At 68.1% G+C, this 12,329-nt stretch carries 13 protein-coding genes; 5 read left to right on the top strand and 8 right to left on the bottom strand.

The features are described 5' to 3' along the window. The first annotated feature begins 18 nt into the window (after positions 1 to 18). From AC1DYD_RS01325 to AC1DYD_RS01315, 3 genes are read left to right on the top strand one after another with little or no spacing between them, the layout of a single operon-like run. Positions 19 to 1,029 carry a substrate-binding domain-containing protein gene (locus tag AC1DYD_RS01325; protein WP_478170933.1) on the top strand — a complete coding sequence of 337 codons (1,011 nt, stop codon included), beginning with the start codon at positions 19 to 21 and terminating at the stop codon, positions 1,027 to 1,029. A 17-nt stretch (positions 1,030 to 1,046) separates the two neighbouring features. Next, positions 1,047 to 1,814: a GolD/DthD family dehydrogenase gene (locus AC1DYD_RS01320; RefSeq protein WP_478170932.1), complete on the top strand. Its 768-nt coding sequence runs from the start codon at positions 1,047 to 1,049 to the stop codon at positions 1,812 to 1,814. A gap of 25 nt (positions 1,815 to 1,839) precedes the next feature. Beyond that, the gene (locus AC1DYD_RS01315) at positions 1,840 to 2,934 is read left to right on the top strand and encodes an alcohol dehydrogenase catalytic domain-containing protein (RefSeq protein WP_478170931.1); all 1,095 of its coding nucleotides are present in this window, start codon (positions 1,840 to 1,842) and stop codon (positions 2,932 to 2,934) included. On the opposite strand, the gene AC1DYD_RS01310 is transcribed toward AC1DYD_RS01315, so the two are convergent. The 5 genes from AC1DYD_RS01310 to coxB all read right to left on the bottom strand — a co-directional run bounded on the left by AC1DYD_RS01310 (position 2,924) and on the right by coxB (position 8,450). After that, on the bottom strand, positions 2,924 to 3,280 hold the full coding sequence (locus AC1DYD_RS01310; RefSeq protein ID WP_478170930.1) for a TfoX/Sxy family protein: 357 nt from the start codon (positions 3,278 to 3,280) through the stop codon (positions 2,924 to 2,926). The two genes, AC1DYD_RS01315 and AC1DYD_RS01310, sit on opposite strands and share 11 nt — an antisense overlap. Before the next feature lie 170 nt (positions 3,281 to 3,450). Beyond that, positions 3,451 to 4,776 carry a ferredoxin reductase family protein gene (locus AC1DYD_RS01305; RefSeq protein ID WP_478170929.1) on the bottom strand — a complete coding sequence of 442 codons (1,326 nt, stop codon included), beginning with the start codon at positions 4,774 to 4,776 and terminating at the stop codon, positions 3,451 to 3,453. Between the two features lie 88 nt (positions 4,777 to 4,864). Beyond that, positions 4,865 to 5,209 carry a hypothetical protein gene (locus tag AC1DYD_RS01300; protein ID WP_478170928.1) on the bottom strand — a complete coding sequence of 115 codons (345 nt, stop codon included), beginning with the start codon at positions 5,207 to 5,209 and terminating at the stop codon, positions 4,865 to 4,867. Beyond that, positions 5,206 to 7,743: a cytochrome c oxidase subunit I gene (ctaD, locus tag AC1DYD_RS01295; RefSeq protein WP_478170927.1), complete on the bottom strand. Its 2,538-nt coding sequence runs from the start codon at positions 7,741 to 7,743 to the stop codon at positions 5,206 to 5,208. The genes AC1DYD_RS01300 and ctaD overlap by 4 nt, the downstream gene beginning before the upstream one ends. Continuing rightward, on the bottom strand, positions 7,740 to 8,450 hold the full coding sequence (gene coxB, locus AC1DYD_RS01290; RefSeq protein WP_478170926.1) for a cytochrome c oxidase subunit II: 711 nt from the start codon (positions 8,448 to 8,450) through the stop codon (positions 7,740 to 7,742). Before coxB ends, ctaD begins: the two co-directional genes overlap by 4 nt. 30 nt (positions 8,451 to 8,480) lie before the next feature. Between coxB and AC1DYD_RS01285 the strand changes: the two genes are divergently transcribed. Beyond that, entirely contained in the window at positions 8,481 to 8,990 is a 510-nt protein-coding gene (locus tag AC1DYD_RS01285; protein WP_478170925.1) for a DUF2231 domain-containing protein, read from the top strand. On the opposite strand, the gene AC1DYD_RS01280 is transcribed toward AC1DYD_RS01285, so the two are convergent. Both AC1DYD_RS01280 and AC1DYD_RS01275 read right to left on the bottom strand, forming a co-directional pair. Next, positions 8,954 to 9,466, bottom strand: a complete 513-nt coding sequence (locus AC1DYD_RS01280) for a CopD family protein (RefSeq protein ID WP_478170924.1) — start codon at positions 9,464 to 9,466, stop codon at positions 8,954 to 8,956. The genes AC1DYD_RS01285 and AC1DYD_RS01280 overlap by 37 nt on opposite strands. After that, complete coding sequence (locus AC1DYD_RS01275) at positions 9,463 to 10,188, bottom strand: cytochrome c oxidase assembly protein (RefSeq protein ID WP_478170923.1); 726 nt, start codon at positions 10,186 to 10,188, stop codon at positions 9,463 to 9,465. The genes AC1DYD_RS01280 and AC1DYD_RS01275 overlap by 4 nt, the downstream gene beginning before the upstream one ends. Before the next feature lie 173 nt (positions 10,189 to 10,361). Between AC1DYD_RS01275 and AC1DYD_RS01270 the strand changes: the two genes are divergently transcribed. After that, complete coding sequence (locus AC1DYD_RS01270; protein WP_478170922.1) at positions 10,362 to 11,411, top strand: serine/threonine protein kinase; 1,050 nt, start codon at positions 10,362 to 10,364, stop codon at positions 11,409 to 11,411. Here the strand turns inward: AC1DYD_RS01270 and AC1DYD_RS01265 are convergent. Then, positions 11,402 to 12,301, bottom strand: a complete 900-nt coding sequence (locus AC1DYD_RS01265; RefSeq protein WP_478170921.1) for a LysR family transcriptional regulator — start codon at positions 12,299 to 12,301, stop codon at positions 11,402 to 11,404. The two genes, AC1DYD_RS01270 and AC1DYD_RS01265, sit on opposite strands and share 10 nt — an antisense overlap. Positions 12,302 to 12,329 lie beyond the last annotated feature (28 nt).

Raw genomic sequence — 12,329 nt, 5'->3', positions numbered from 1 at the left:
TCACCAAGGGAGACAACCATGAAGCGACTGAAGACTCTGGCATCGGCCGTGGCACTGGCCGTGACGCTCGCGAGCGCGGCAATGGCCCACGCGCAGGACAAGCCCCTGCGCGTCGGTGCCGCCATCTACGGCCTCAAGGGCGAGTTCATGCAGATGTGGAGCGCGCAACTGAAGGCCCACCCTTCCGTGATGGATGGCTCCGTCAAGGTCACGATCTTCGACGGCAACTACGACGCCCTCACGCAAAGCAACCAGTTCGACACCATGATCACGCAGAAGTACGACGCGATCATCTTCGTGCCGATCGACCTGAAGGCCGGCGCCGCGCCGGTGCAAAAGGCGATCAAGGCCGGCATCCCGGTCGTCGGCTCCAACACCCGCGTGTCCGGCGATGTGCTGACCTCCTATGTCGGCAACGACGACGTCGTCGCCGGCCGCATGGAAGCGGAGGCACTCATGAAGAAGATCGGCGGCAAGGGCAACATCGTCGTCATCGAGGGCCCGATCGGCCAGTCGGCGCAGATCGAGCGTGCCAGGGGCAACGACGAAGTGCTGGCGAAGCATCCCGAGGTCAAGGTGCTGGCCCGCAAGACCGGCAACTGGTCGCGCGCCGAATCGATGTCGCTGATGGAGAACTGGCTGACCGCCTTCCCCGGCAAGATCGACGGCGTCATCGCGCAGAACGACGACGAAGCGCTGGGCGCGGTGCAGGCGATCAAGTCCAAGGGCATGGACATCGCGAAGATTCCCGTGGTCGGGGTCGACGGCATCGCCGCGGCCATCGGCGCGGTGCAGCGCGGCGAGATGACGACCAACTTCCAGGACGCGCAAGCGCAGGCGCAAGGTGCGATGGACGTGGCGCTGCGCGCGATGAAAGGGCCTTCATACCAGCCGCGCTCCCCGATCTGGACCGAATACGCCGAGCAGATGCCCTGGGGCGACGGCACGGCGAAGTCGTACACGGTCCCGTGGACCGAGATCACGCCAGCCAACGCGGAGGCGTTCCTCAAGAAGCTCAAGCCGCAGTGACGCGCCAGGGGACGGCCATGCATTCGCAGTGGACCCACGGCTTCGATCTTTCCGGGCAGGCGGCGGTGGTCACGGGCGCCGCCAGCGGCATCGGCCTGGCGGCCGCAGAGCTGCTGTCGCGCTGCGGCGCCCGGCTCGCTCTGCTGGACCTTCGGCCCGAGGTGCTCGGCGTGGCGGCCGATCTCGAAGGCGGGCTCGATCGCCATCTGGCCTGCCAGGTCGACCTGGAGGATCCTGACGCGATCGCCGAAGCCATCGCCCAGGCGCACGACCGCTTCGGCGCCGTCGACATCCTGGTCAACAACGCCGGCATCGCGCTGCTCGACAAGGCCGAGCATCTGTCCGCAGCGGCATGGGACAGGACGATGGCCGTGAACCTCAAGGCCCCGTTGCTGCTCGCGCAAGCCGTCGGCTGCGGCATGAAGCAGAGGCGATACGGACGCATCATCAATCTGGCCTCGCAGGCCAGCGTGGTGGCGCTGGACCGCCACGCGGCCTACTGCGCCAGCAAGGCCGCGCTGGTCGGGCTGACCCGGGTGCTGGCGCTCGAGTGGGCGCCCTACGGCATCACGGTCAACGCGATCTCGCCCGCGGTGGTCGACACCGCGCTGGGCCGGCAGGCCTGGGACGGCGACCCGGGCATCGCCATGCGGGCGCGGATCCCGGTCGGGCGCTTCGCCAGGCCCGACGAGATCGCCGGCCTGATCTTGTTCCTGGCGAGCGATGCCTCGGCCATGGTGACCGGAGAAAACATCCTGATCGACGGCGGCTACACCGCCCAGTGACAGGCAATCCAGAGAGGAGACAGCAATGAAATTTCACGACCAGGACATGCTGGCGGTGGTGTGCCACGCACCCCAGGACTACCGGCTCGAGCGCGTCAAGCGACCCGCCGCCGGCATCGACGAAGCAGTGATCCGGATCGCCGCCTGCGGCATCTGCGCCAGCGACTGCAAATGCCACGCAGGTGCGGCCCGCTTCTGGGGCGATGCGCAGAAGAACAAGCCGTCCTACGTCAAGCCGCCCGTCATTCCCGGCCATGAGTTCTGGGGCCACGTGGTCGAGCTCGGTCCGGGCGCCGACGCGCACCATGGCGTGGCAATCGGCGACCGCGTCATCGCCGAGCAGATCGTGCCCTGCACGCGCTGCCGCTACTGCAAGACGGGCTTTCGCTGGATGTGCGAAGTGCACGACGTTCACGGCTTTCAACGGCAGGTGGCGGACGGCGGCATGGCGGACTACATGCGATTGTCGAAGCGCGCGGTGATCCACAAGATTCCCGATCACATCTCCTTCGAGGATGCCTCGGTGACCGAGCCCTTGTCGTGCGCGATCCACGCGGTCAACCGGGCCGACATCCAGCTCGACGACGTGGTCGTGATCGCGGGCGCCGGCACCCTGGGGCTGCTGATGGTGCAGGTGGCCCGCCTCAAGACGCCGAAAAAGCTGATCGTGATCGACATGGTCGACGAACGCCTCGAGCTGGCGCGGGGCTTCGGTGCCGATGTCGTGATCCATCCAGGCCAGGAAGGTGCCGAGGCCGTCGTGCGCGCACTGACCGACAACTACGGCTGCGATGTCTACATCGAAACCACCGGGGCGCCGGCCGGTGTCATCCAGGGCCTGAACATGATCCGCAAGCGCGGCCGCTTCGTCGAGTTCAGCGTGTTCGGGCGCGACACCACGGTCGACTGGTCGATCATCGGCGAAGAGAAGGAACTGGACCTGCGCGGCGCCCACCTGAGCGGCGACTGCTATCCGGTCGCGATCGACCTGCTCGCGCGGGGCCTGGTCAGCTCGGCGGGCATCGTGACCCACAGCTTCGCGCTGTCGGAGTGGGACACGGCAATCAAGCTGGCCGACTCGATGGACTCGATCAAGGTGCTGCTGAGGCCTACCCCTTGAGCCGGGGTCGCGGCTTGCGCTTCGGCGGACCCGCCCGGAGCACGGCCTCCCAGGCCCGACGGGCCCAAAGCGCCGCTTCATCGCGATCCTCGAACAGCTCGGGCGGGGCTTCGTAATAGGAGAGGCGCGCAATCTTGCCCTGGCGCATGTATTCGAAAGGCGCCAGTTGCCGGGCGTCGAAGAAGGCCACCGTCTGGTCGTCCGCCTTGAGGTAGAGACGGTCGCCGGTGACCAGGCCGAACATGCGGCCGTCATGGAACACGCCATGGCCACCGAACATCCGCCGCAGCGAGATCCGGCCGAAGCGCTCGAAGACCTCATGCAGTTCTTCGGCAAATTCACTCATGGCGCGCCGTCGGTCATCCGTCGTGCGCCGTGCGCCGGGGCCGCCATCTTGGAGGAGTTCCCCATTCAGGCGCTCACGCGCCAGAGCGCAAACACCATCGCCACCAGGACCACGATGATCCCGGTGGCCAGAACCAGTCGATCGGCAAACAAGCGGCGCATCGAAACCTCCTAGACGAAGCTGTAGCGCTCCGAGTGGTACTTGGCAAGCGGCACCTTCATCTCGCCCAGTGCCGCCTCGATCGCGTCCATCATCACGTTCGGGCCGCAGATGAAGTACTCGTGCTCGGCGTAGCCCGGCGGCAGATGCCGCTTGAACAACGCGGCGTCGATGTAGCCGCTCTCGCCGGCCCAGCCTTCCGGCGGCTGCGACAGCACGTAGACCACCGTGAGGTCGACCCGCTTCGCAAGCGCATCCAGTTCCTCGCGAAAGGTCAGGGATTCGAGATCCTTGCCGCCATAGAGCAGGATCAGCGGCCGCTTGTCGCCGCGATCGGCCAGCGTGCGGATCATGCTCATCATCGGCGTGATGCCGATGCCGCCCGCGATCAGCACGTGCATGTCGGCCGGGTTGCCGATCGTGAAGGCGCCGTAGGGCCCGTCGAGATAGACGCGCCGGCCCACCGGCACCTTCGCGATGCCGCGGGTGAAATCGCCGAGGTTGCGGATCGTCATCTCGACGCGCCCGTCGGCCGCCTCGGCGCTCGACGAGAACGAGAACGGATGGCCGGTGATCCTGAACGGGTTGCCCCAGAGCGTCAGCCAGCCGAACTGGCCGGGCCGGAAGCGGAAGCCTGCGTGGCCCTCGGGCCGCATCACCAGCGTCGTCGTGTCGCCGCGCTCGGCGCGCACTTCGGCCACGCGGTAGGGCCGTCGCAGCATGAACAGCGGCTTGACGATGCGCACGTAAAGCAGCAGCGCAATCCAGAAGATCGTCATGCCGATCCACAGCGCGCGCTTCACCGGATCGACCAGATAGAAGCCCCAGCCCACCATGTGAAGCAGGCCGCCGCCGACGGCGACCAGCGCGAGCCCGATGTGCGTAAGGTGCCAGAACTCGTAGCTGATCTTCAACCGGGTGCGCCAGAGCGCCATCACCACCAGGAGGACCAACGCGCCGAGCGACAGCACCGCGAAGACGGCGCCCAGCGGCACATCGGCCAGGGAGTCGGGCATCGCCATCTTGTCCGAACCGGTGGCCAGCAGGATCGTCGGGTGCACCACCACCAGCGCGACCGCGATCAGCGAGACGCGGCGATGGAAATGGTAGATGACGTCCTCGCCCCACGGATCGGTCACGTACCTGAAGCGCGCCGTGAGGCCGAACTGCAGGCCCATCATCGCCAGGCCGGTGTAGCCGAGCGCCACCGAGAATTCGGTCCAGAAGCCGCGGCTGGGCGGCAGCGCGCCGGTCAGCAGTGCCAGCAGCGGGGCCAGGATGAAGAGCAGGTAGATCGCGGCCCAGACGGCCTTTCGGACGGCATCGTGGGAGCTCATCGGCGTACCTCCGCGCAGCGGCGCTGCGGTATTCGCCTTGGGAGCGGCCCGGCGGCTCATGGCTCACCCCGGTTGGGTTCGCTTGGAATCAGATGCATGACGTGAGCAGCAGCGACGGACCGAGCGCGAGCACGCCGCTCGCAAAGGCAGCGAGGGTCGTCCAGACGATCGCGTCGTGCAGGAAGCTTCCGGTGTCGCCGGACCCAGGGTCGGGCGCGGACCTGGCGAACTTGAGCCACATCCAGCCGATCACGACCAAGTGCGCGATGAAGACCAGGACCAGGGTCCAGCGCAGCGAGGCCGCCGACCAGCCGAACGCGCAGCCGATGGCGTGGATCGCATACAGCGCCGACAGCGCAATGCACCAGGCGATGAACGCGGCGGTGAGCCACCAGGCACGCCGGGGTGGAACAGTCGTCACAGCTGCATTCATGGCCGAGCTCCCAGAACCGTCACCAGCGACGGCAGCGCGAGCACCAGGCCCAGCGCGATGACGCCCGTCACCAGCGTGTAGTCGATCCACAGCCGCGTCAGGCGCAGGTCGGTGCAGCGCGAGCGCGAGATGTAGCCGCTGCGGACGCGCTGGAAGTTGCTGATCAGGAACAGCAGCCCGGCAGCGGCATGGAAGCCCACATAGCCCAGCAGCACCGCTGCGGTGGCGCCGAGCGCATGCACGCGCGGGTGCGGCGTGACGCTCATGATCAAGTCCACGATCATCCCCGCCGCCACCATCAGCGCGATCGCGGTGACCGCCATCCAGCCCGATGCCTTGCCGCTGGCGACCACGACCTTGAGCGAGCCGCGCGCGGCCACCCCCGCGACGACCAGGCAGGCGATGGCGCCGAAGGCCAGCAGCCGGCTCGGCTCGGGCGGCGGCATCTTCTGCCAGTCGCCACCGGCCAGCCAGAGATAGAAGGTACCGAACACCAGCGACGTGAACAGCGTGCCATTGGCCACCAGGGCGCAGATCAGCGACAGCCAGGACGGCGAGCTCGCGGCCTCGGTGTGCGGTGCCACGGCAACGCCCAGGCCGACCGGCAGCGGACCATAGTCGCGCGGCAGGCCGGCGCGCCGCCCCGCGAAGACGAACAGGCTGAAGGTGACCAGCGCCAGCGCCAGCGACACCCAATAGGCCTTGAACAGAAAACCCAGCACGGCACCGCCCGTGAAGATCGCCGTGACCAGCGGCAGGTAGGTCGGGTTCGGCAGCACGATCAGCTGCTCGGCCTTGCCGCTCGTGATGTGCACGCCCAGCGCCTCCTGCCAGCCGTTGCGCGTCGAGCCCAGGTAGCCTTCGCCACGCGCCAGCGACAGTGCGAGCTCGGCCTTCGGCACGCCTTCGGTCTGCGGACCGACATGCGGTATCGACGCGAAGGCATACGGCGCCGGCGGGATCGGCATCGCCCATTCGAAGGTCTGGGCGCGCCAGGGGTCGCGCCGGACGCGACGCCCATGGCGCAGCTGCACCACCAGGTCGATGATCAGCAATCCGAAGCCGATGGTCATCACGAAGCTGCCCACCGAGGACAGCAGGTTGAGCCAGTTCCAGCCTTCGTCGCCGCGGTAGGTGTAGACCCGCCGCGGCATGCCGAGCAGGCCGGTCAGGTGCATCATGAAGAAGGTCATGTTGAAGCCGACGAAGATCAGCCAGAACGCCGGCACCGACAGGCGCTGCACCGCGGCGCGTCCGGTCAGCAGAGGCAGCCAGTAATAGAGCGCGGCGACCATCGGGAAGGCCAGCGCGCCGGCCACCACGTAGTGCATGTGGGCGACCACGAAATAGGTGTCGTGCGCCTGCCAGTCGAAGGGCACCATCGCGAGCATCACGCCGGTGAGTCCGCCCATCGCGAAGACGAAGAAGAAGCCGAAGACGTAGAGCATCGGCACGTCCCAGCGTGGCTTGCCGTGCGACAGCGTCGCCAGCCAGGCGAAGACCTGCACCGCCGTCGGCACCGAGACGATCGCCGAGCCGGCCGAGAAGAAGGCCAGCGCCAGATGCGGGATGCCCACCGCGAACATGTGGTGCACCCAGATGCCGAAGCTCAGGAAGGCCAGCGCGATGATGGCCACGACGATGGCCCGGTAGCCGACCAGCTTCCGGTTGGCGAAGACCGGAATGACGGTCGACAGCACGCCCGCCATCGGCAGGAAGATGATGTAGACGTCCGGATGGCCGAACAGCCAGAACAGATGCTGCCACAGCAGCGCGTCGCCGCCGCGCGTCGGGTCGAAGAAGGGCAGGCCGAAGGCGCGTTCGAGTTCCAGCAGGATCGAGGCCAGGATCAGCGGCGGAAAGGCGACCAGCATCATCATCGCCGTGACGAGGATGTACCAGCCGAAGATCGGCATCCGGTCGAGCGACATGCCCGGCGCGCGCATCTTCAGCACCGAGACCGTGATCTCGATGGCCAGCGACAGCGCCGAGATCTCGACGAAGGTGATGCCGAGCAGCCAGACGTCGGCATTCACGCCCGGGGTGTAGACGTTGGAGCTCAGCGGCGTGTACATGAACCAGCCGCCGTTGGGCGCCACGCCCAGGACCAGCGAGACGGTCACGATCGAGGCCCCGAAGAGGTAGCACCAGTAGCCGTAGGCGGTCAGCCGGGGGAATGCGAAATCCCGCGTGCCGAGGATCTTCGGCGTCAGGTAGACCGCGAAGCTCTCCACCATCGGGATCGCGAACAGGAACAGCATCATCGACCCGTGCACCGAGAAGACCTGGTTGTAGGTCTCGGGATCGAGGAACAGCGAATGCGGCGTGGCGAGCTGCACGCGGGTCAGCATGCCCAGCAGGCCGGCGATCAGGAAGAAGGCGAAGGAGGTGATGAACATCCGCAGGCCGATCACCGAATGATTGACCGCGGCCAGCCGCTGCCATCCCGGCCCGGTGGCCCAGATCTTGTTCAGCTGCCGGTGCAGCCGCAGGGCGCGGGCGCCTTCCGGCTGCGGGTCGACGGATCCACTCATTTCTTCGCCTCCGGCGCTGCGAGCGCCTGCGTCAGGGCAGCGGAAAAGTCCTCCGGACGATGGACGATGACCGCGAAGCGCATGCCCGTGTGGCCGAGGCCGCAGAACTCGTCGCAGGTTCCTTCGTAGCGGCCGGGTTGATCGGCCTGGATGCGCAGCCGGTTGACCCTGCCCGGCACCGCATCGATCTTGCCGGCGAAGCGCGGCACCCAGAAGGCGTGGATCACGTCCTTGCTCGTCACGACCATGTCGACCGGCTTGCCGACCGGCAGCAGCAGCACGTTGCGGGTCTCGACGCCGCCGTGCTCGGGATAGCGGAAGGTCCAGGTCCACTGCGACGCGATCGCCTCGACGCGCTGCGGCGGCGCGCTGCCGGCGAGCGGCAGCAGGCGCTCGCCGGTGACCAGGCCATAGGCCAGCAGCGGCAGCAGCACGAAGGCCGGCAGCACCAGGCCGCCGAGCACGATCCAGCGCGTCGGCGAGACGCTCGAGCCCCAGCCCGGTCGCCTGATCACCAGGATGAAGATGCCGACGACGAGCAGGAACAGAAGGGCCGAGCCGATCAGCATCACCCACCACATCGTTGCGATCGAGGCCGCGGCGGGTCCCGAAGGATCGAGCGTCGACAGCGGTCCGCTGCAACCGGTCAATGCCGCCAACGATCCGGCTTGGAGCGATGCGCGCAAGACGCTACGATGGCCGCTCATCGGCTGCAGCCGCGGCCAAGGAGAAGAACCATGGCCGACAAGGGCGACCCGACGCCACCCCAGAGCCAGGTGCTGCTGGAACTGCAGCGACTCGATGTCGGCTCGGCGGTGGCGCTGGTCGGTCATCCCTTGCACGTGATGCTGGTGCATTTCCCGGTCGCTTTCGTGGTCGCGACACTCGGCGTCGATGTCTTCTACTGGTGGTCGGGCGATGTGTTCTGGCTGCGTGCAGGCCTCTGGGCGGCCGGCATGGCGTTCTGGAGCGGCGTCGCCGCCAGCCTGGTCGGCACCGGCGAGCTGCTGCTGGTGCGCGGCATCCGCCTGCACGAAGCCAGCTGGTCGCACGCCATCGCCGCGATGACGCTGGTGGCCATCGCCGGTGCCAGCTGGGGCTTGCGCCTGACCGATCCGGCCTCCGTGCTGCCGCACGGACTGGTGCTCTCGGTCCTGGCCTCGATCATGGTGGGCTTCGCCGGTTGGCACGGGGGCAAGCTGGTGTTCGATCATGGCATCGGCATCCTGGTGTCGCCGAAGGACTGATGCCACAGGCGTGAGAGCGCGCCGGGCTCGAACAGGTGGGCGGCGAACTGGTTCGAGTCGATCTGCGGCTTGGCCAGCACCACCCACAGGATGGCGACGATCAAGACCGCGTAGGTGCCCGACAGCGCGACGAACGAGAAGCGCCCGAAGGTCCCCTTGGGCGAGAACAACTGGTGCACCACCAGACCGGCCATCACGTGCAGCATCGCCATGATGCCGACCAGCACCATCTTGATCGAGAACCACTCCTCGAAGGTGGCCTGGAGGAAGATCAGCGCCGTGCCGCTGCCGATCGCGATGAAGGCCGCCGGCGAAGTCAGCTCCACGTACACCAGCCGGACGATCCGATGCAGCCGGTCGAGCTCCGCCCCGGCCTCGAGCCCGCGCCGCTGCCAGAACAGGAAGGGCAAGGCGAGCAGGCCGCCCGACCAGACCGCGATGGCGGCCAGATGGACGAACTTGAGGAAGGTCGTCACAGGGCCGCCTCGGCGGGTCGCAGGCTGGCCCAGGCGCGCCAGAGTCCGACGGCGAGATAGGGCAGCATCGCCGGCACCCACATCAGCAGGCCGGCGAGCTGCTGGTCGGCCAGCGGCGTGAAGCCCCAGGCCAGGGTGCTCGCGAAGTGCACCGGATAGAGCGGCTGCGCCGCGAAGACGATCAGCGCGCCCAGCAGCCCCATCTGCCCGATCGTCACCGCGAGCGCGACCAGCGCCAGGCCGGCTGGCGTGGCCGGCGACAGGATCGCCCGCCACAGGAGCCAGGCGCTGCCAAGCAGGGAGAGCTGCATCAGCCAATAGGCCGGAACGCTGGCCAGCCCCCAGGCATAGGGGCCCGGCGCGTGCCAGAGCCAGAGGACGACCGCGTAGGCCGCGACCCGCATCGCCAGCGGGACCGGACCGGCGCGCCGCTGCGGGAATGCCAGCCCCAGCAGCGGCGCCACGACGCTGACGAGGATCACGTGGTGCAGCACGCGGACCGAGAAGAGCGCAGACGACAAGGCGCAAAGCGGCGAGACGAAGACCACGACCATCAGCGCGATCGCGCCCCAGCCCGACCGAGCGTCGGAGGTTCGGCCGCGGGCAACCCCGAAGGCCAGGGCGGCGAGCACGGCGATCAGCGGTGGATCGAGGTTCCAGCGCGTCCATGCATCGCCAGGGACCGCGGCGGCACCGCAGTAGGCGATCAACGAATTGACCATGGGCTTTCCTTCCCCCGTTCTGCAGCCCCCTCGGGCTTTCGACTCCCGGAAAAATGCTAGCAGGGCCGGTGAGATTCGTCCAAGGGTTCGACTCGAATGACAAACTTGCATGGCTGTGCGCGCAAGCCGGGCAAAGATCAAGCGCCATCGCGCCGAAGCCCGACAATGTCGATGTGCCCCCTTTCAACTCCCCTCCCCCCGGTGCCGCCCCCGCCGCACATCCCTACGACCGCCTCACGCCCGACGTGGTGCTCGATGCGCTCGCGGCGCTCGATCTGCACGGCGACGGCCGCCTCACGGCGCTCAACTCCTACGAGAACCGCGTCTACCAGGTCCACCTCGAGGATCTCAGCGCGGTGGTGGTCAAGTTCTACCGGCCGGGCCGCTGGAGCGAGGCCGAGATCCTCGAGGAGCACGCCTTCGCCCTCGAGCTCGCGGCGGCCGAGGTGCCTGCCGTGGCCCCGATCTCGGTCGGCGGCCGGACGCTGCACCATCACGGCGGTTTCGCCTTCAGCGTCAGCCCTTACCGCGGCGGCCGCGCGCCCGAGCTCGACGATTTCGAGGTGCTCGAATGGATCGGCCGCTTCCTCGGCCGCATCCATGCGGTCGGTGCGCGCACGCCTTTCGTGGCGCGGCCGGCGCTCGATCTCCAGACCTTCGGCATCGATTCCCGCGACTGGCTGCTCGGCCACCAGATGGTGCCGCTCGACGTTCAGCGCGAATGGGAGACCGCCTGCAACGCCGCCTTCGAGATGATCGCCGCCACCGCGCTCGGCACCGGCCACGACGGCGACAACGACCCGGCGCTCAAGAGACTGCGGGTGCATGGCGACGTCCATCCCGGCAACATCCTCTGGACGCCGACCGACCGCCCCAGCGGCGGCCCGCACTTCGTCGACCTGGACGACGCCCGCACCGGCTTCGCGGTCCAGGATCTGTGGATGCTGCTCTCGGGCGACCGCGCCCAGCAGACCGGGCAGCTGAGCGGCCTGCTCGACGGCTACGAGCAGTTCCGCGATTTCGATCGCCGCGAGCTGGCACTGGTCGAGCCGCTGCGCACGCTGCGCCTGATCCACTACAGCGCCTGGCTGGCGCGGCGCTGGGAAGATCCGATCTTCCCGATCAACTTCCCGTGGTTCGGCTCGAGCGACTACTGGAAAGGCCAGATCCAGATGCTGCAGGACCAGTGCGAGGCGATGGCCGAGGAGCCGCTCTACGCCTGATCGCCGGGCGGCAGCGTGACGGCGCGCGCCACGCGAAGAAAGCCCTGCACCACCGCGTTCTCGGGCCCGTCCCGCCACACGCAGTAGGCGTCCGAGCCGGCCACGTCTTCTTCCAGCGGGCGGAACACCGCGCCGCGCAGCGCGGTGCGGTGCAGCGCGCTCGGCACCAGCGCCACGCCCATGCCCTGCGAGACCAGCGAGACGACCGACAGCCAGTGCCGCACCTCGTGCCGCACCTCGGGCCGGAAGCCGGCACCGGCGCAGATCGCGAGGATGCGCTCGTGATAGTCGGGCGATGCGCTGCGCGAAAACAGCACGAAGGGTTCGTCGCGCAGGCTCGCCACGGCCACCGTGCGCCTGCGCGCGAGCCGATGCCCGACCGGCAGGCAGGCGAGGAAGGGCTCCGACAGCAGCAGCGCATGGCACAGCTCGGGCGGCATGCGGCTGGTGTGGACGAAGCCGACATCGAGCCGGTCATGCAGCAGCTCGGTGATCTGCTCGCCTGAGTTGAGTTCCGCCAGCGTCACGCGCACCGCCGGATGCAGGGCCTGGTACTTGGCCAGCGCCTGGGGCAGGCCGCGATAGAGCATGGCGCCGACGAAGCCGATCCGCAGCCGCCCGGCCGACCCGCGCGAGACGTCGTGCGCCTCCAGCGCGGCCTCCTCCGCCTGGCGCAGCAGCAGACGGGCGGAGACCTGCAGTGCCTGGCCGGCCGGCGTCATCCGCACCTCCTTGCTGTTGCGGTCGAACAGCCTTGCGCCGACCGATTCCTCGAGCTGCCGGATGGCGACGCTCAGCGGCGGCTGCGAAATCGCCAGCCGGCGCGCCGCCCGGCCGAAATGAAGTTCCTCGGCCAGCACGACGAAATAACGCAGGTGACGCAGTTCCATGCGGGCCAGTTTTTCACAATAGGCAAAT

Source organism: Variovorax sp. P4_B11 (assembly GCF_056402355.1).
Note: the sequence above shows the minus strand (reverse complement) of the source record. Positions and strands in the feature narration are given on the sequence as shown.